Here is a 19,257-nt window from a genome sequence, read left to right as displayed (position 1 = left end):
GGATGGCGGACCACGAAGTCGTCATCGTCGGCGCCGGGCTCGCCGGGCTGGCCGCCGCCGTGACCCTGCACCGGGCCGGGGTGCCGTGCGCGGTGCTGGAAGCGTCCGACGACGTCGGCGGCCGCGTGCGCACCGACCTCGTCGACGGCTTCCGCCTCGACCGCGGGTTCCAGATCCTCAACCCGGCCTATCCGGCGATCCGGCGGCTGGTGGACGTCGACGCCCTGCGGCTGGGCCGGTTCTGGCGCGCGGTCCGGGTGGCCGACGACGACCGCGTCTCCCTGCTGGGGAACCCGCTCGACACGCCCAAGGCGCTGCGCGACATCGCGGCCCGGCGTTACCTGTCGGCGAAGGACCTGGCCGCACTGGGCGCGCTGTCCGCCCGTGTGGCCGCGGGATCGGCCCAGGCGATCATCGACCGCGCCGACCGCACGACGCTCGACGAGCTGCGGCGCGCCGGGGTGTCCGCCCGGGCGGTGGAGACGGTGTTCCGGCCGTTCCTCTCCGGGGTGTTCCTGGAACCGGAGCTGACCACCTCGGCCCGGTTCTTCCAGCTGGTGTGGCGCAGCTTCCTGCGGTCGGCACCGTCGCTGCCGGCGCTGGGCATGGGTGAGCTGCCGCGGCAGCTCGCCCGTTCCCTGCCGACCTCGGCCGTCCACCCGGACACGCCGGTCGAAGAGGTCCGCCCGGGCCGGGTCCGCACGGCCGGCGGCGAAGTCCGGACGGCCCGCGCGGTCGTGGTCGCGACCGACGGCTCCACGGCCAACCGGCTCCTCGGCGTCGCGGAGCCGCGGTGGAACAGCGGGACCACGTGGTACTTCGCGCCGCCGCGAGCACCGTTGCGCGAACCGGTCATCGTGATCGACGCGCGCGGCGGGCCGGTCGTCAACACCAGTGTGCTCAGTGAGGTGTGCCCCTCCTACGCCCCACCGGGGGCCGCGCTCGTGAGCGCGTCCGCCCTGACCGCCCTGCCGGAGGACGAGGTGCGCCGGGCGCTGGGCCGGATGTACCGCACCGACGCGACCCGCTGGCCGCTGATCGGCCGGTACGAGATCGCCCGGGGACTCCCGGCGATGCGGCCCCCGCACGAGATCCGCCGCGAGGTCCGCCTGGGCGAGGGACGGTACGTGTGCGGCGACCACCGGGACACGAGCTCCCTCCAAGGCGCCTTGGCGTCCGGCACCCGGGCGGCCCGTGCCGTCCTCGCCGATCTCGGCCGCCGGCCTCGCACCGGCTGAGCCGGATCACCGGGAAAACAGCGGTCACATTGCGACATCCGGGTGGCTCGCACGACGAAATTCGCCACGCTCCGGAAGATCGGCGGGTACCGGTGGTGCCGGATCATCCCTGAATCGGGTGGCGGCCACCGATCGATCCTCGCTGTCGGGCGCAGTCCCGCCATGGTCTGCGTAGCGCGGATTCCCCGCCGTAGCCCGTTGAGCGCCTTGACAGTGCGCCGGGGGTGACGCTTTCCCGGCTTGCTAACGAAATCCCGTTCCTTCCGTCTTCCCCAGGCAACCCGCAGCAATTCCGCCTTCGGAAGGAAGTCCATGTCGCGGAGATCCACGTTCGTCGCGCTGACCACGGTCGGCGCGTTGCTCATCCCGGCCGCGGTGGCCGCCGCCGCGCCACCCGGGGTCGATCCGGCCACCGTCGATCTCACGCTCTCCGCCGGGCAGAGCGCGGACATCACCAAGCACGTCACCACCTCCGCCGTCCCGCCGAACCCCGACCTCGTGCTGCTCGCCGACACCACCGGCAGCATGGGCGGCGCCATCACCAACGTCCGCACAGGTGCGAACGCCATCACCGGGGACGTGCTCGCCGCGCAGCCGACCGCCCAGTTCGGCGTCGCCGAGTACAAGGACTTCACCGACTCCGTGCCGTTCAAGGTCAACCAGGGCATCACCGGTGACACCGCCGCCATCCAGGCCGGCACCAACCAGTGGGTCGCCTCCGGTGGCGGCGACACGCCCGAAGCCGACCTCAACGCCCTCTACGAACTGGCCACCGGCGCGGTCACCTTCCGCCCGGACGGCACGAGGATCATCGCCTGGTTCGGCGACGCGCCGTCGCACGACCCCAGCGGCGGGCACACCCTGGCCCAGACCATCGACGCGCTCAAGGCGGCGAACATCCGCGTGGTCGCGGTCAACGTCGGCGCACTGGACGCCACCGGCCAGGCGAGCGCCATCGCCTCCGCCACCGGCGGCGTGCTGCTGAACAACGTGCCGTCGAACCAGGTCTCGCAGGCCATCCTCGAGGGCATCAAGTCCATCGAGGTGACGGTCGCGCCGCACGTCACCAGCTGCGACCCGCAGCTGACGCTCACCAACGCCCCGGCGAGCGTCAAGGTGGCCAGCGGGGACGTCGCGACGTTCACCGAGACCGTCGCCGCCGCGGCCGACGCCGCGCCCGGCACCTACCACTGCACGGTCGACTACCTGGTCGACGGCGTGTCCCGCGGGTTCGTCGAGACGACGGCCGTGCGCGTGCTCGGCCTCAGCATCAACGACGTCACGGTGAACGAAGGCTCCGGCGGCGCGCCGGTGCCGGCCACCTTCACCGTGTCGCTGCTCGGCGGCGCCGGCCCGAACCCGGTGACGGTCCACTACGCCACCGCGAACGGCACCGCGACCGCACCGGCCGACTACCAGGCGGCGAGCGGTGACGTCACCTTCGCACCCGGTGAAACGGCCAAACCGGTGACCGTGCCGGTCAACCCGGACACCGTCGACGAGCCGGACGAGACGTTCACCGTGACGCTCTCGGCTCCGGCCGGCGCCGGGCTGATCGACCCGATCGGGGTCGGCACGATCGTCGACGACGACCGTGACGGCGTCTTCTCCTGCACCGGCACCGCCGCGAACGTCATCGGCATCACCGCGGCCGTGGCGAACCCGGCCAACCTGCCCTGCGCCGACGACAGCAAGACCGTCCTCGACGCGACGCTCAACGCCGGCCTGATCAAGGTCCAGACCCACGCGCTGACCGCCTCGACCGACCTGGCGCCGGACAACCAGTCGGCAGCCCCGGCGGCCGGTGACCACGCACAGGCGACGGCCAAGATCGACAAGACGGTGATCAGCACGGTCGGGCTGACCATCGAGCTGGGCGTGATCCAGTCCCAGGCGGCAGCGACCTGCCAGCCGGCTCCGGGCGGGCTCGCCCCGGCGCTGACCGGCAGTTCGAGTGTCGCCTCCCTGAAGATCAACGGCGTTTCGGTCACGGTGGGTTCGGCACCGCTGACCATCGCGCTGGTCATCGGCTCGCTGAAGCTGAACGGCCAGACCATCGCGAACGGCGTCGTGAAGCAGCAGGCACGGCCGCGCACCCGGCGGGCAACCCCTGCCGGCGCTGATCCGGTGAACCACCCGGGGCGGGCGGTTTCCGCCCGCCCCGGGGTTCACAGCTCGTGAGCCGGGGCCCGCACTCCTACCCGGCGGTCTGGGCGATCGGCATCAGTTCGAGGGTCTCGGCGGCCAGCCTGGCCGCCTCGTCCCGGAAGTCTTCGTCGAGCTTGCGGAACAACGTCTCGGCCTGGATGGCGGGCCAGTCGCCGGGCAGGTGCTCGGCCGGGAGGTGGGGATCCCGCCGGACGACGTGCAGCCAGTCCGAGTGCAGCATCAGCTGCCGCGTCAGGTCGTCGGGGAACGACGGCTTCCCGGCGTCCCACTTCTCCATGAAGTCGTGGTAGCGCGACGCGATCGTCGCCGTGTCGAAGGCTTTGCGGACGAGCCCGGCCGCTTCCGTCGGCTTCGCCGGGTGCGCCGTGAAGACGGTCACGTGCCCGTCGAGACCGAGCTGCTCGACGATGGCCGCGACGTCGCGGACGCCGGGGGCGACCCACAAACCGTTCTGCAGCAACCCGAAACCGGCCCACGTCAGTTGCCGGCGCAGGTCGTGGCGGTCACCGCGGCGGGTGTCCGGCAGCGAGAAGCCGACCAGCGTCCAGCCGCCGTCCCCGGACCGGTTGACCGCGCCGGTTTCCCAGATGCGCCGCCTGCCGTCCTCGAGGACCGCGGCGAGGCGTCCGCTGAGGCCGAAGTAGACCTTCCGCCCGCGCCGGTGGCGGGTCAGCAATCCGGTGCCCGCCATGCGGGTCAGCGTCGAGCGGACCGCCTCCTCCGAGACGCCGACCCGCGCGAACACGTCGATCACGCTGCCCGAATAGATCGCCGTCGCCCGGCCGAGCAGGTGGATGCCCAGGAAGGTCAGCATGACGGACTTCGGGCGGGGCCCGGAGCCGGTGTCGTCGAAGGGCGTCACGCTCGCCAGCGTAACCCGGCCGGTCGCCACTTGATGTTGTGCAGAATCTTGACGACCGTTATGAGCCTGACTAACGTTGGGGCCCGCTCCCCCGTCGTCCGCCATGGACGAACCTGTCCCGCCCCAGCGCCCCCGAAGACCCGCCCCCAAAGACGAGGGTGACCCCATGAGCAGTCAGCTCCGCAGAGCGGTCGCGTCCAGCTTTCTCGGCAGCCTGATCGAGTACTACGACTTCCTCCTCTACGCCACGGCCAGCGCGGTGGTCTTCGGCAAGGTCTTCTTCGCCGACCTCGATCCGGCGCTGGCCACGGTCGCCAGCTTCGGCACGTTCACCACCGGCTACCTCGCCCGCCCGCTCGGCGGCCTGATCTTCGGCCACTTCGGCGACCGGCTGGGCCGCAAGCGGATGCTCGTGCTCACCATGAGCATGATGGGCGTCGCGAGCTTCCTCATCGGCCTGCTCCCCGGCTACGACCAGATCGGCCCGGTCGCCCCGCTCGGCCTGGTCCTGCTCCGCGTCGTCCAGGGCATCGCGGTCGGCGGCGAGTGGGGCGGCGCCGTGCTGATGTCCGCCGAACACGCGCGGTCGCGCCGCGGGCTGTGGGCCGGCTTCACCAACGCCGGCGCGCCGAGCGGCATGGTCGTCTCGACGCTCGCCATGTCCGGCACCGCCGCACTCACCTCCGAGGCGGACTTCCTCGCCTGGGGCTGGCGGATTCCCTTCCTGCTCAGCATCATCCTGCTCGCGATCGGCCTGTTCGTCCGCTCGCGCGTCGACGAAACGCCCGCGTTCCTGGCCACGCGCAAGGAAGGGCGACGCCGGCTGCCGGTCGTCGCCGTGCTGCGGGACCACCCACGCGTGCTCGCCCTCGGCGTCGGCGTCGGGCTCGCCGCGTTCGTCGTCCAGGCCACGCTGACCACTTTCGTGCTCGCCTACGGCGTCCAGCACGGACACCCGCGGCAGGAGGTGCTCAACGCGCTCACCCTGTCGTCGGCCTGCGCGGTGGTGGGAATCCTGCTGTGGTCCGCGCTGTCCGACCGGATCGGCCGCCGCCCGGTCGTCCTGGCGGGGGTGATCGCCATGGCGGTGTTCGGGTTCCTGCTGTTCCCGATGGTCCGCAGCGGCAGCGGCCTGCTGCTCGTCCTCGCGCTGGTGATCGGCCAGGGCGTGATCCACCCGATGATGTACGGCCCGCTGGCCGCCCTGTACACCGAGCTCTTCGCCACCGAGAACCGCTACACCGGTGCGTCGCTGGGCTACCAGCTCGCCGGGCTCGGCGCCGGGTTCGCCCCGCTGATCTTCGCCGAGCTCCAGCGCGGCAACGGCGGTGCCTCGACCACTTCGGTGTCCTGGACCATCGCCGCGTTCTGCGTCCTGTCCGCCGTCTGCGTCCTGGCGCTGCGGGAAACCCACCGCCGCGAGCTCACCCCGGAGCCGGCCGTGCCCGCGGCCGCCCAACCGGAAGGAAACCGAGGATGAGCAGCAGGTGGCTCCGCCGGATCGGCGCAATCGTCGCGACGACGCTGACGGCGTTCGGTCTCACCACCGCAGGCACCGCGCACGCCGCCACCCCCACGCACTACACCGGCGTGCTGCCGGACGGCGCGAGCTGGGTGGCGGACGTGCCGGCGTCCTGGAACGGGACCGTCATCCTCTACAGCCACGGCTTCGGCCCGCTCGTGGCACAGAACGCCCCGGACCAGGCGACCGGGCAGGCGCTGCTCACCGCCGGCTACGCCCTGGTCGGCTCGTCCTACAGCGGGACGTCGCTGTGGGCGCTCGCCTCCGCGCCGCGGGACCAGTTCGCGTCGCTCGACGAGCTCGTGCGCAGGATCGGCGAGCCCCGCCGCACCATCGCCTGGGGCACCTCGATGGGCGGGCTGGTCAGCGCGCTCGAAGCCGAGTCCGGCGCTCGGCGGCTCGATGGCGCGCTGACCACGTGCGGCCTGGTCGCGGGCGCCCTGAACCTGAACAACTACCAGCTCGACGGCGAATACGCGCTGTCCCGCCTGCTCGCACCGGCCCAGCCGGTGAAGCTCGTCCGCTACGCGAGTGCGGATGAAGCGAGCGCGGCGGGCGCGGCGCTGACCAGGATCGTCACCGACGCCCAGGGCACCGCGGCCGGCCGGGCCCGGATCGCCCTCGGCGCCGCGCTGATGAACATGCCGCCCTGGCTGACCGGCGACGCCCCGCCCGGCCCCGCCGACTACGCGGGCCAGGAGCAGCAACAGCAGCAGGCGCTGAGCCGGTTCGTGCTCGGTTTCATCGTGCCCGGCCGCTACCAGATCGAACTCGCCGCGGGCGGGAACAGCGCGTTCACCGCCGGAGTCGACTACCGCGCCCTGCTGTCCGGAAGCCCGCTGGCCCGCCAGGTGCGCGCGCTGTACCGGGCCGCGGGTCTCGACCTGAACGCCGACCTGACCGAGCTGACCCGCCACGCGGACATCACGCCCGACCCGCAGGCCGTCGGCACGCTCGCCCGCACTTCAACGGCGACCGGGCGGCTCCGCGTCCCGGAGCTCACCGTCCACACCACCGCGGATCACCTCGTCCCGGTCGAGCAGGAGAACTGGTACGCCCACCGCGTCCGCGCGGCGGGGCGAGAACCCTTGCTACGCCAGGCTTACGTCGATGCGGCCGGACATTGCGCCTTCCGGCCGCCGGAAACCCTCGCGGCCCTGCACGCCCTCGAAGCCCGCATCGAAACCGGCCACTGGCCCGACCTCCGCCCCGAACGCCTCAACGCGGCCGCGGCCGCACTGGGCGCGCCCGGTCGCTACCTCCGCTACACCCCGGCCCCGCTCACCGGAGCGGACCGCCGCTGACTTGGGTGCCGGTAAATCGTCGCTTGACGAACTTGGATTTCCCTTCGACCTCGAGCCGGCGATCAGCCGGGAGACCGTCGCGGCGACGATGCTCGACGAGGCCGAGACGCCCCGTTTCCCGGGCGCCGTCGCGCTGCCACTGGCCAGTTAGGACGGTCACCAGGCCCGGTCCCGTGCGTCCCAGTGGCCTTCGGGGCCGGCGCTACTGGCTCGGTTGCGGCGCCGGGGCCTGGTGCAGTGAGAGGTCTTGACCGGCGGCGGTGTCCTGGGCCCACGCGCCCGACTCCGCCGTCCACGTCTGCCCGGCGAAGCTGACCTTGTCCACCCCCAGCGCCTCCGCGCGGCCGACCAGCCAGGTCGCGTACGCCCAGCCTTGGGCGCCCGGGTGGGCGCCGCTCAAGCGGGCCGCGCCCAGCTCCTCCGTGGCCGCCGTGGCGAGGTCCGCCGGGGCCGCCAGGGTCAGGTTGCGGCAGGTCAGCGCGGCCGGGAACTGGCCGTTGAACGCCGCGGCCATGGCCCGGGACTGCGGCTCCCACTGCGCGTACGCGTCCGGGACGCCGGAACGCTGGACCGCCTGCGCCGCCACGGTGATCGGCAACGTCTCCCAGTTCGGCAGCTTCTCGAGCTTCTCGTAGAACTCCGTCGCCGCGTAGACCGGGTCGCGCAGCTGCGCCACCGTGCCCCAGCCCTGGCTGGGACGCTGCTGGAACAACCCGACCGAGTCGCGGTCGCCGCCTTCGAGGTTGCGCAGCTTGGACTCCTGCAACGCCGTCGCCAGCGCGACCGTCGCCGCGTGGGCGGGCAGGCCCAGCTTGGTGCCCACGGCCGAGATCGTCGCCGCGTTGTTCATCTGCTCCGGGGTGAACGTGTACGCGGACGCGTTGTCCCCCGGCAGCGCCACCGTGCACCCCGGCGTACGGACCGAGTCGCGCGTCACCGCCACCACCACGACGATCCCCGCGACCAGCACGACGATCGCCCCCAGGACGATGGCCACCTTCAGGCCACAACCGCGCACCCTGCCTCCCCATCACCCGTTCGCACCAGTCTGCCCAAAGCAGGACGCGGCGCACCGGCCGGGGGTTCAGTGGCGGGTGGCGCCGAGGAAGATCGGGTTGGACATCGCCACCATCGCGTGGGGCACCGTCGTGTTCGGACCGCCGGACGGGCGGCGGACTTCGACGGGCAGGTAGTAACCAGCCCGGCACGTCCGGTTCCAGCGTGCCGGTGACGGTCCGGGTCCGGCTGCCCGAGCCGCCACCCCCACCGGCGCGCAGCAGCGTCCGCCGGAAGTGGACAACAAACCGGCGGTGAACTTTCGGCGGTTCCGGTCAGGCTTTGGTGCGCTTCGCCAGGATCTTCGCGAGGGCGACGACACCGGCGACGGCGGCCAGCCCGAGCCGCGTGACGTCGACGGCGGGCACCCAGGTGACGGAGCCACCGCGCACGACGAAGGCGCCGACGGGCCGGGCGAGCACCCCGGCTCCGGCGCCTTCCCGCACGGGCAGCACACCGGAGTCGTCCCCACCGCCGCCGCCTCCGCCGCCGAACACCGCCGCGGCGGGGATCACGACGACGCCGTCGCGCTCGACCGGTTCGCCGTAGACCAGCCTGGCCGAAAAGATCTCCCGCGCGGCCGACGCCACCCGCCCCAGCTTCATCCGGCCATGATGGCCGCGCACCCACGTCCGGCACGCCTCATGGGTGGCGGAGAACCCGGTTCCGCACCGGCACGGGAATGGCCCACGGAATCGGTGCAGCGCTGAAGGTGACGGCACCACGTCGGGGGGTGCCGGCCCGCCGTTTCGCACGATCGGGTGTAAACCCGCGGTATCCGGGGCATCAGGAACCGACACCTGTGCTCAAGGGAGCGCGCTGGACCGAGGGAGACCGCGAATGACCTTCGACTTCGTCAGCCGCTGGCTGGGCCGGCATCGCGATCGCCCCGGCGTCACCGTCGACCTGGCGTGCGGTGGCCGCGTCACGCTGCGCGAGATCGACGGGCGGCCCGTGCTGGCGGTCACCACCGCCCCCGGGCCCGACGGCCGCTGCGACGTCGCCGCCGTGCCGCTGTCGGAAGCCGAACGGCGCGAGCTGGGCCAGGTCCTGGAGTCCGACGTCCTGCTCGCCTCCTGATCGCTGCCGCGTCACCGGATGTTCCGCCGGCCGTAGGGTGCCGATCCGCTTTGTCGCAGACCTCGCGTGAAAGCCGGTCCAGGCGGTGTGGTGCGGGTCGCTTTTTGTCGGGTTCCCACAAAACAGCCGCCTCGGCATGCGCCATGGCGGACATTGGTCTCCCCGCGGTCATCCGCCAGGGTGTACACAGGTGCAGGCGACGTTCCAGGACAGGTACGTCGCCTTCTGCGCGTGGGGTACTTGGGAGGCTCAGCCGGTGTTCAGTCGTGTCGCCATCGTCAACCGCGGAGAGGCCGCGATGCGGCTCATCCACGCCGTCCGGGATCTGTCGGCGGAAACCGGGACGCGGATCGAGACGGTCGCCCTCTACACCGACGCCGACCGCACCGCCACGTTCGTGCGCGAGGCCGACCTGGCCTACGACCTGGGGCCGGCCTCGGCGCGCCCCTACCTCGACCTGGCCAAGCTGGAGCGGGCACTCGTCGAGACGAAGGCCGACGCCGCCTGGGTCGGCTGGGGCTTCGTCGCCGAGGACCCGGCCTTCGCCGAGCTGTGCGAGAAGGTCGGCGTCACCTTCGTCGGGCCGAGCGCCGACGCGATGCGCAAGCTCGGCGACAAGATCGGCGCGAAGCTGATCGCCGAAGAGGTCGGCGTGCCGGTCGCGCCGTGGAGCCGCGGCGAGGTCGCCACCCTCGAGGACGCACTGCGGGCCGGTGCGCAGATCGGTTACCCGCTGATGCTCAAGGCCACCGCGGGCGGCGGCGGGCGCGGCATCCGCATGGTGGCCTCCGGCGAGGACCTCGCCGACGCCTACGAGCGCACCAGCCAGGAAGCCCTGCGCGCCTTCGGCTCCGGCGTCGTCTTCCTCGAGCGCCTCGTCACCGGCGCCCGGCACGTCGAGGTCCAGGTGATCTCCGACGGCGCGACGGCGTGGGCGCTCGGCGTCCGCGACTGCTCGGTGCAGCGGCGCAATCAGAAGATCATCGAGGAGTCCTCCTCCCCCGTCCTCGCGCCGGCGCAGACCGCCGAGCTGAAGGCGTCGGCGGAGCGGCTCGCGGTGGCCGTCGGCTACCGCGGCGCGTGCACCGTCGAGTTCCTGTACCACCCGGGCGAGAAGCTGTTCGCCTTCCTCGAGGTCAACACCCGCCTGCAGGTCGAGCACCCGATCACCGAGATCACCACCGGCACCGACCTGGTCAAGCTGCAGCTGCACGTCGCCGGCGGCGGGAAGCTCGAGGGCGACCAGCCGGCCGAGCTCGGCCACGCCATCGAAGCCCGGCTCAACGCCGAAGACCCCGACCGCGACTTCGCGCCCTCCCCCGGCCGCATCGCGCGGCTGGCCCTGCCCGCCGGCCCCGGCATCCGCGTCGACACCGGCGTCAGCGAGGGCGACACCATCCCCGCCGACTTCGACTCGATGATCGCCAAGATCATCGCCTACGGCCGCGACCGCGACGAGGCACTGGGCCGGCTGCGCCGCGCGATGGCCGAGACCACCGTGATCATCGAGGGCGGCGCGACCAACAAGAGCTTCGTGCTCGACCTGCTCGACCAGCCCGAGGTGATCGACGCGAGCGCCGACACCGGCTGGATCGACCGCGTCCGCGCCGAGGGCCGCCTGGTCACCCACCGGCACTCCGCGATCGCGCTCGCCGCGGCCGCCATCGAGGCCTACCAGGACGAAGAAGAGGTCTCCGTCCAGCGGCTGCTGTCCACCGCGCACGGCGGCCGCCCGCAGGTGCAGCACGAGAGCCGCCCGCTCGACCTCAAGCTCCGCGGCGTCGGCTACCGCGTCTCCGTCGCCCGGGCCGGCCGCAGCCGCTTCCGCGTCGGCATCTCGGCCGGCGCGTCCGACGTCCACCACGCCGACATCGAAATCGACCGGTTCGACGCCCACAGCGGCCAGATCCTGGTCAACGGCCGGCGCTTCCGGCTGATTTCGGCCACGCACGGCCCGATCCACCTCGTCGAGGTCGACGGCGTCACCCACCGCATCAGCCGCGACGAAGGCGGCGTCGTCCGCTCCCCCGCGCCCGCGCTGGTCGTCGCCACCCCCCTGGCCGTCGGCGACGAGGTCGAGGCGAACGCGCCGATCCTCGTGCTCGAGAGCATGAAGATGGAGACGGTGCTGCGGGCGCCGTTCCGCGCCCGCGTCCGCGAATGCCCGGTGTCGGTCGGCAGCCAGGTCGAGACCGGCGCGCCGCTGATGCGCCTGGAACCGCTGGCCGACGGCGCCGAAGAAGCGGCGGCCGACGAGACCGAGACCGTCGAGATCGAGCTGCCGTCCGCGCCGGCGGGCGTCTCCGCGGCCGACCGCGCCGAACGCGGGCTCCAGGACCTGATGAGCCTGCTGCTCGGCTACGACGTCGACCCGGCCGAGCGCCAGCGCGTGCTGGCCGCGTACCTGGAGGCCCGCGCCGAACTGGGCAGCCGGCCGATCGAGGGCGAACTGCAGCTGCTCACCGTTTTCGCCGACCTGTCCGAGCTGAGCCGCAACACCCCGGGCGGCGAGCTCACCGAGCCGGGCAGCCCGGTGCACAGCCCGCGCGAGTTCTTCCACAGCTACCTGCAGAGCCTCGACGTCGAACGCGCCGGCGTCACCGAAGCCTTCCAGGCCCGGCTGCGGGCGGTGCTCGGGCACTACGGTGTCACCGACCTCGACCGGACCCCCGAGCTGGAGGCCGCGGTCTTCCGGATCTTCCTCGCCCAGCAGCGGACGTCGGCCGACGTCGCCGTCGTCTCGGAGCTGCTGCGGCAGTGGCTGGCCGGGGCGCAGCCGGCCGAGTCGCTGAGCGAACGCGCCGGGCTCGCCCTGGAACACCTGGTCGAGGCCACCCAGGTGCGCTTCCCCGCGGTGTCCGACCTGGCCCGCGGCGTGGTCTTCCGCTGGTTCGCCCAGCCGCTGCTGCGCCGCAACCGCGCCCGCGTCTACGCCGCCGTCCGCACCGAGCTGCGCTACCTCGACCAGCACCCGGACGCGCCGGACCGCGCCGAGCGGATCCAGGCCATGATCACCGGCTCGCAGCCGCTGGTCCGGCTGATCGGGCAGCGGATCGGGCGGCCGGGCCGCGACCACGCGCCGCTGCTCGAGGTGCTGACCCGCCGGTACTACGGCAACCGGCGGCTGTCCGGGGTCGCCGTGCGCGACGCCGGCGGCCACCGGTGGCTGACCGCCGAGCTCGACACCCCCGAAGGCGTGCTGCCGCTGGTCACCACCGCCGTCGACATCGCCGCCCTGCCCGAAGCCCTCCGCGCGCTCGGCGAAGTGGCCACCGAAGGCGTGGTCGCCGACCTGTACCTGCGCTGGGAGGACCAGCCGGACGTCGACGCGACCGCCGCGCGGCTCGCCGCGCTGCTGGCCGAACACCCGCTGCCGGAGAGCGTGCACCGGATCGTCGTCACCGTGGCCGGCACCGGCGGCGCGGTGATGCACCACCACTTCACCTTCCGGCGCGACGGCGCGGGCTTCACGGAAGACCGGCTGATCCGCGGCCTGCACCCGCAGATCGCGCAGCGCCTGCAGCTGCAGCGGCTGCACGAGTTCGACCTCACCCGGCTGCCGTCGGCGGACGAGGAGATCTACCTGTTCAAGGCCGTGGCGCGGACCAACCCGGCCGACGAGCGGCTGATCGCGATGGGCCAGGTCCGCGACCTGACCCCGCTGCGCGAGGCCGACGGCAGGCTGGTCGCGCTGCCCGCGCTCGAGGACGCGGTCACCGCCTGCCTCGACTCGATCCGGAACATCCAGGCGCAGCGGCCGCAGAACAAGCGGTTCGACACCAACCGGATCATGATGTACGTCTGGCCGCCGACCGACCTGACCACCGAGGAGCTGAACACCCTCGTCCAGCGCATCCTGCCGACCTCGGTGGGGGCCGGGCTGGAGGAGGTCCAGTTCCTGGCGCGGCGGCGCACGGACGCCGGCAAGCTGACCGAGCTCGCCGTCCGGATCACCCTCGACCCCGGGCACGGCGCGCGGCTGCACGTCGAGCCGCCGTCGACCGAGCCGGTGAAGCCCCTTGACGAGTACCGCCTGAAGGTGCTGCGTGCGGCGCGGCGCGGCAACGTCTACCCGTACGAGCTGACCGACCTGCTCGCCGGCCCGGCGGGCACCTTCGTCGAGCACGACATGGACTCCTCGGGCGTGCTGGTGCCGGTCGAGCGGCCGAAGGGCAAGAACACCGCGGCGATCGTCGCCGGCGTCGTCACCACGCCGACCGAACGGCACCCCGAAGGCGTCACTCGGGTCGTCCTGCTCGGCGACCCGACGAAGTCGCTGGGTGCGCTGTCGGAGCCGGAGTGCTCGCGCGTCATCGCGGCGCTCGACCTGGCCGAGCGGATGCAGGTTCCGCTGGAGTGGTTCGCGCTGTCGTCGGGCGCGCGGATCTCCATGTCCTCGGGCACCGAGAACATGGACTGGGTCGCCGCGGCGCTCAAGCGGATCGTCACGTTCACCCAGGACGGCGGCGAGATCAACGTCGTGGTCAACGGGATCAACGTCGGTGCCCAGCCGTACTGGAACGCCGAAGCCACGATGCTCATGCACACCAAGGGCATCCTGGTGATGACACCGGACTCGGCGATGGTGCTCACCGGCAAGCAGGCCCTCGATTTCTCCGGCGGCGTGTCGGCCGAAGACAACTACGGCATCGGCGGTTACGACCGCGTCATGGGCCCGAACGGCCAGGCGCAGTACTGGGCGCCGAACCTGCCCGCCGCGCGCGCCGTGCTGATGTCGTACTACGACCACACCTACGTCGTGCCGGGCGAGGCCGGGCCGCGCAAGGCGAGCACGACCGACCCGGTCGACCGCGACGTTTCGCCGTACCCGCACGCGATCGTCGGCAGCGACTTCCGGACCGTCGGGGAGATCTTCTCGGCCGAGCACAACCCGGACCGCAAGAAGCCGTTCGACATCCGCACGGTGATGCGTGCGCTGTCCGACCAGGACCACCCCGTGCTGGAGCGCTGGGCCGGCATGGCCGACGCGGACACCTCGGCGGTGCAGGACGTGCACATCGGCGGCCGCCCGGTCTGCCTGATCGGCATCGAGTCGCGGTCGGTGCCCCGCCGCGGCTTCCCGCCCACCGACGGGCCGGACACCTACACGGCGGGCACGCTGTTCCCGCGGTCGTCGAAGAAGACGGCGCGGGCGATCAACGCGGCGTCGGGCAACCGGCCGCTGGTCGTGCTGGCGAACCTGTCCGGCTTCGACGGCTCGCCGGAGTCGCTGCGGAAGCTGCAGCTGGAGTACGGCGCGGAGATCGGCCGGGCGATCGTCAACTTCGAGGGCCCGATCGTGTTCTGCGTGATCTCGCGCTACCACGGCGGCGCGTTCGTGGTGTTCTCCAAGGCGCTCAACCCGAACATGACGGTGCTGGCCCTGGAGGGCTCCTTCGCCTCGGTGCTGGGCGGCGCCCCGGCGGCGGCGGTGGTGTTCTCCGGCGAAGTGAACACCCGCACGGCGAACGACCCCCGGGTGACAGAGCTGCAGGCCCAGGTCGCCGCGGCCGGCGGCGCGGCCCGCGCGGCGCTGAACGCCCAGCTGGCGGAGGTCCAGTCGGCGGTCCGCGCGGAGAAGGTGAGCGAAGTGGCGGCGGAGTTCGACCGGGTCCACAGCATCCAGCGCGCGGTCGAGGTCGGCTCGGTGGACGCGATCATCAGCGCGGCCGACCTGCGGCCGCGGATCATCGAAGCCATCGAACACGGCCTGAAGAAGTAACGAGCGGTTCGCCGGAGGGCGGCACTTCCCGCGGGGAGTGCCGCCCTCCGGCGTCTCCTAGGCGCGCAGCATGGCGATGGGATAGGCGATGGTGGTGACCCGGAAGTCGTCGTCGCTGTCCATGAAGGACGCACGGATGCGGTACAGGACGTCGACCATCTTGGGCGGCCCCCACTTCCCGAGTTCGACCAGGTCCTGCAGCCGGGCTCCCCGGGTGTTCCTTGTCCCGCGGCACGGCCGCCGGCCACTGTCGTCGGCGAACTGCTCCAGTCCGGCCGCGAGCCGGGGCAGCTCCAGTTCGTAGAGCATGGCGAGCAGAGAAAGACCGGAGACGTAGCGGGCCGGCCCGTCCGGCTCCGGGAAGTTCGGGAGGAGGTAGAGGGCGCCGATCTCCCGGTCGCCGCCGGTGCCGGTCTCGAGTTCGAGCGGGCGGGCCGAGATCCAGAGCGCCAGGCCTTTCGTTCCGGCGGCGGCGCCGTCGGGAGGGGGCAGCAACAGGCTCCGGACTTCGCACGTCTCCCGGCGAAACGTCCTCCGCAGCTCGGTCCATACGGGTTCGGGCAGGTCGGGGTCGGGCGACGCGTTGTCCCACGAGTCGTGGATGCTCGGCCGGGTCAGACCGAGGACGTCCTGGCCACCCAGGTACGCGCAGACGGTCTCCAGCTTCTCGGCGAGCCCGACGGGAACCTGGGTCACCGCTCCTTGGAGCCCGACCGACGGGCTGAGTCCCGCGCTGATCGTGTAGGTCGGCACTCGCCGCACCTTCGGCTTGGTCACGACTTGTGAGTAGTACTCGTCCAACCGCGCTTGATCGACGTAGAGCGGCTCGATCACGCCGACCCCCTCGTGGTCCGGGCCACTCATGATACGGCCGCCGGGGTCGCCGCCGGGCGGTTTCGCGACTTTCGGGGGTATGGCCCGTTTACCCCGGGCCGACACACTGTGCGTGCCGGTACGGTGACCGTGGGCTCGCGGTCCCCACCGGACGTCCATCCGTGCGGCCGTGAGGAGATCACCCGATGGCGTCAAGGTCCCTGTCCCGGCTCGCGTGCGCGGCGGCCGGTGTCCTGCTCACCACCCTGCTCGGCGGCACGGCCACCGCACAGGCCGCGGACACGCCGGTGTTCTGGCGCGTCCCGGCCACCGCCGCCCAGGCGCAGGCGCTGGCCGCGGCCGGCTTCGACGTCGAAGAGGGGGATGCCGGCAGCGTCAACGTCGTCGGCGGTCAGGCCGTCGCCGGGAAGCTGCGGGCGCTCGGCTACCGACCCTCGTTCTTCGACACCGTCTACAAGGAACTGCCCGCCCGGACGAACAGCCTGGCCGCGGACACCTACTACGGCGGGTACCGGACCGTCACCGCCCACGAAAACCACGTCGCGCAGGTCGCCTCGGCGCACCCCGACCTGGCCACGAAGTACACGATCGGCCAGTCGTGGAAGAAGACGAAGGGCCAAGGCGGCCACGACGTCCAGGCCCTCTGCCTGACCAAGAAGCAGGCCGGCGACTGCACGCTGTCGACGACGTCGACGAAGCCGAAGTTCTTCCTGGTGGCCCAGATCCACGCGCGCGAGCTGTCCACCGGCGAGCTCGCCTGGCGCTGGATCGACTACCTCGCCGACGGCTACGCCACCGACACCACGGCCAAGTCCATTCTGGACACCACCGAGGTGTGGGTGGTGCCGATCGCCAACCCCGACGGCGTCGACATCGTCGCCTCGGGCGGGAACTCGCCGAAGCTGCAGCGCAAGAACGCGAACAACTCCCGGGGCGGCTGCAGCGGCACGAACATCGGCGTCGACCTCAACCGGAACTCGACGTTCAAGTGGGGTGGCGACTCCAACTCCGCCTGTGCCGAGACCTACCAGGGCGTGAGCGCGGGTTCCGAGCCCGAGGTGCAGGCGCTGGAGAAGCTGGCCCGCGCGATCTTCCCGGACCAGCGCGGCACCGGCAACAACGACCCGGCGCCCGCGACCGCCAAGGGCACGATGATCACGCTGCACAGCTACGGCAACGACATCATCATCCCGTGGGGCTTCACCCAGGCCACTTCGCCGAACGACGCGCAGTACCGCAAGCTCGGCGCGAAGTACTCCGCGTCGAACGGCTACCTCGTCGGCACCAACGAGGAAACCGTCGGGTACGACACGAGCGGCACCACCGACGACTTCACCTACGGCGAACTCGGCGTCGCCAGCGTGACGTTCGAGGTCGGCGGCTCGAGCGGCACCTGCGGTGGCTTCCTGCCGCGCTACACCTGCGTCGACAGCACCTTCTGGCCGAAGAACAAGGGCGCGCTGATCACCGCCGCGAAGGCCGCCGCGGCGCCGTACCAGCAGTGATTCACGGGCGGCAGGCGTAGATGCAGTTCTGCGGGCGCGGGGAACCGAGCACTTCGACGTGCCGGAACCCCGCGTCCGCGAGCATTTCCGACGCCGTTTCCGTGCCCCACACGGCCCCCAGCGCGGCGCCGCCCTCCGCCAGCGACGTCGTCGTGCAGTACATCAGGCTGATCGAGTAGGTCAGGGCGGCCAGCGGGTTGCCGACGTTCTCCGCCACGTGGCTGGAGAAGTTGGTGTCGACCATGAAGAACAGGCCGTCCGGCGCCAGCGCGCCGCGGATCCGGCGCAGCACGACGTCGGGGCGGTCCTGGTCGTGGATCGCGTCGAACGCGGTGATCACGTCGTAGGGCGGGTCGGCGGTCAGCTCGGCGGCGTCGCCGACGACGAACTCGGCGTTCGGCAGCCGGTTTTCCCGCGCCTGCTCGACGACGCTCGCGTTGAGGTCCAGGCCGGTGAAGCGGGACGCGGGGAACGCGCGGGCGGCGACCGCGATCGCGTGGCCGGTGCCGCAGCCCAGGTCGAGCACGCGCGCCCCGGCCGTGAGCCGTTCCGTCAGCCCCGGAACCGCGCCGAAGAAGCCGTCCACCAGGTGCTCGCGGTAGGTGTGTTTCCAGCTGTCCCCGGTTTTCGCACCCAGGGTCTCGAGGTGGGGCCCGTACGCCGACCGCGGGACGCCGCCGCCTTCGGCGAACGCGCGTTCCAGGTCGGGCAGGATGCCGGTGAACGCCGACAGCGTCAGCAGGGACGGCATCAGGTTCGACGCCGTCTCGCCGAGCAGGAACTTCGCGTGCTCCGGCGGGAAGGTGTACTCCCCGTCGTCGTAGGTGAAGACCCCGCCGGTGACCATGGCGCCGAGCCATTCGCGGACGTAGCGTTCCTGAAGCCCGGCGCGTTCGGCGAGCCCGGCGCTGGTGGCGGGGCCGCGAGCGGCCGCCGCGAAGAGCCCGGTGCGGTGACCGAGCCCGATCAGCATGGTGAGCGCGCTGCCGGTCATGATCTCCGTCAGGTGCGCGGCGAAGTCCTTCTCCTCCATGCGGCCCGAGCTTACCCCCCGGGCCGGACCGTCCGATGTGGACGATCCGGCCGGACGCGGGCTGGTGGACCGTACCCCGGCTTTGGTCAGGAGGTGCGGGGCCCCTCGGAGCCGGGACGGCGAGCCCGTCAGGCGTCCTCGTCCTCCAGGCCGGCGTCGGCGAGCACCGCGTAGACGCGTCGGCGCGCGTCGGCGAGGATCTTCTTCACCTCGGCGACCTGCGCCTCCGTGCCGCTGTAGCCGACCTGGGCGGCCGCGCCGGACAGCTCCCCCAGCGCGTGCCACAGCGCGGCGAAGCGGTCGGCACCCGGCTCTTCCTCGGGTTCCTCCCACAGCGCGGCGAACTCCGCCTCGCGCCCGGCGACGTGCTCCCGCCCGGCGTCGGTCAGCTCGGCGACCCGGCGCCCGGCCGTCTCGACCGTGTGGACCAGGCCTTCGTCCTCCAGCTGCTGCAGGATCGGGTAGACCGACCCCGGGCTGGGCCGCCACCGGTCGTGGGTGCGGCGCCGGATCTCCTGCATCAGCTGGTAGCCGTGCCTGGGTTCCTCGGCCAGCAGCGCCAGCACGGCCGGCCGCACCGGACGGGCCGCCGGGCGCCCGCCGCGGAACTCCCGCACCCGCTGGAAGGGCCCGCCGCCGCCGGACCAGCCGCCCGGCCCGCCGAACGACCCCGGCCCGCCCGGGAACCCGGGAAACCCGGGAAACCCGGGGAAGCCGGGCCCGCCGGGACCCCCCGGAGGCTGCGGCGGGTGGGGTGGGTGCGGCGGGCCCCCGCGCGCCAGCTCCGGGCCACCGGCCCAGTCTTCGTGTCCCGGCACGGCGTGCTCCGGGTGGCCGGGGTGCTCCGGGTGTCCGGGGTGATGGTGACCGAAGGGCCCCCCGAACCCGGCGAAGATCCGTCCTGCTCCCGCGCTCATCTCCATGATGACCTC

General features: G+C 72.4%; 13 protein-coding genes. 7 read left to right on the top strand and 6 right to left on the bottom strand.

The features are described 5' to 3' along the window. Positions 1-2 precede the first annotated feature (2 nt). The gene (locus tag AB0M80_RS28620) at positions 3-1,238 is read left to right on the top strand and encodes an NAD(P)/FAD-dependent oxidoreductase (protein ID WP_364571132.1); all 1,236 of its coding nucleotides are present in this window, start codon (positions 3-5) and stop codon (positions 1,236-1,238) included. A gap of 312 nt (positions 1,239-1,550) precedes the next feature. After that, positions 1,551-3,419 carry a Calx-beta domain-containing protein gene (locus AB0M80_RS28615; protein WP_364571130.1) on the top strand — a complete coding sequence of 623 codons (1,869 nt, stop codon included), beginning with the start codon at positions 1,551-1,553 and terminating at the stop codon, positions 3,417-3,419. Positions 3,420-3,435: 16 nt separating this feature from the next. Here AB0M80_RS28615 and AB0M80_RS28610 read toward each other — a convergent pair whose 3' ends face one another. Next, positions 3,436-4,269, bottom strand: coding sequence for a PaaX family transcriptional regulator C-terminal domain-containing protein (locus AB0M80_RS28610; RefSeq protein ID WP_364571128.1), 834 nt, complete (start codon positions 4,267-4,269; stop codon positions 3,436-3,438). A gap of 166 nt (positions 4,270-4,435) precedes the next feature. Here AB0M80_RS28610 and AB0M80_RS28605 point away from each other — a divergent pair, with 166 nt between their 5' ends. Then, positions 4,436-5,749, top strand: coding sequence for an MFS transporter (locus AB0M80_RS28605; protein WP_364571126.1), 1,314 nt, complete (start codon positions 4,436-4,438; stop codon positions 5,747-5,749). Beyond that, positions 5,746-7,095, top strand: a complete 1,350-nt coding sequence (locus tag AB0M80_RS28600) for an alpha/beta hydrolase (protein ID WP_364571124.1) — start codon at positions 5,746-5,748, stop codon at positions 7,093-7,095. Before AB0M80_RS28605 ends, AB0M80_RS28600 begins: the two co-directional genes overlap by 4 nt. 202 nt (positions 7,096-7,297) lie before the next feature. Here AB0M80_RS28600 and AB0M80_RS28595 read toward each other — a convergent pair whose 3' ends face one another. Beyond that, positions 7,298-8,086: a hypothetical protein gene (locus AB0M80_RS28595; RefSeq protein WP_364571196.1), complete on the bottom strand. Its 789-nt coding sequence runs from the start codon at positions 8,084-8,086 to the stop codon at positions 7,298-7,300. A 340-nt stretch (positions 8,087-8,426) separates the two neighbouring features. After that, entirely contained in the window at positions 8,427-8,756 is a 330-nt protein-coding gene (locus AB0M80_RS28590) for a hypothetical protein (protein ID WP_364571122.1), read from the bottom strand. A 235-nt stretch (positions 8,757-8,991) separates the two neighbouring features. Here AB0M80_RS28590 and AB0M80_RS28585 point away from each other — a divergent pair, with 235 nt between their 5' ends. Both AB0M80_RS28585 and AB0M80_RS28580 read left to right on the top strand, forming a co-directional pair. Next, positions 8,992-9,231, top strand: coding sequence for a hypothetical protein (locus tag AB0M80_RS28585; protein WP_308675412.1), 240 nt, complete (start codon positions 8,992-8,994; stop codon positions 9,229-9,231). Between the two features lie 256 nt (positions 9,232-9,487). Next, entirely contained in the window at positions 9,488-14,953 is a 5,466-nt protein-coding gene (locus tag AB0M80_RS28580) for a biotin carboxylase N-terminal domain-containing protein (protein WP_364571120.1), read from the top strand. Between the two features lie 57 nt (positions 14,954-15,010). Here AB0M80_RS28580 and AB0M80_RS28575 read toward each other — a convergent pair whose 3' ends face one another. Next, positions 15,011-15,787: a hypothetical protein gene (locus AB0M80_RS28575; RefSeq protein ID WP_364571118.1), complete on the bottom strand. Its 777-nt coding sequence runs from the start codon at positions 15,785-15,787 to the stop codon at positions 15,011-15,013. 185 nt (positions 15,788-15,972) lie between these two features. On the opposite strand from AB0M80_RS28575, the gene AB0M80_RS28570 reads away from it, so the two are divergent. Beyond that, positions 15,973-17,292, top strand: a complete 1,320-nt coding sequence (locus AB0M80_RS28570) for a M14 family zinc carboxypeptidase (RefSeq protein ID WP_364571117.1) — start codon at positions 15,973-15,975, stop codon at positions 17,290-17,292. 1 nt (position 17,293) lies between these two features. On the opposite strand, the gene AB0M80_RS28565 is transcribed toward AB0M80_RS28570, so the two are convergent. Next, entirely contained in the window at positions 17,294-18,325 is a 1,032-nt protein-coding gene (locus tag AB0M80_RS28565; protein ID WP_364571115.1) for a class I SAM-dependent methyltransferase, read from the bottom strand. A 128-nt stretch (positions 18,326-18,453) separates the two neighbouring features. Continuing rightward, positions 18,454-19,248 (bottom strand): PadR family transcriptional regulator, encoded by a 795-nt coding sequence (locus AB0M80_RS28560; RefSeq protein WP_364571113.1) that lies wholly within the window; start codon positions 19,246-19,248, stop codon positions 18,454-18,456. Between the last annotated feature and the right edge of the window lie 9 nt (positions 19,249-19,257).

This window comes from Amycolatopsis sp. NPDC051045, assembly GCF_040682955.1.
GTDB lineage: Bacteria > Actinomycetota > Actinomycetes > Mycobacteriales > Pseudonocardiaceae > Amycolatopsis.
Note: the sequence above shows the minus strand (reverse complement) of the source record. Positions and strands in the feature narration are given on the sequence as shown.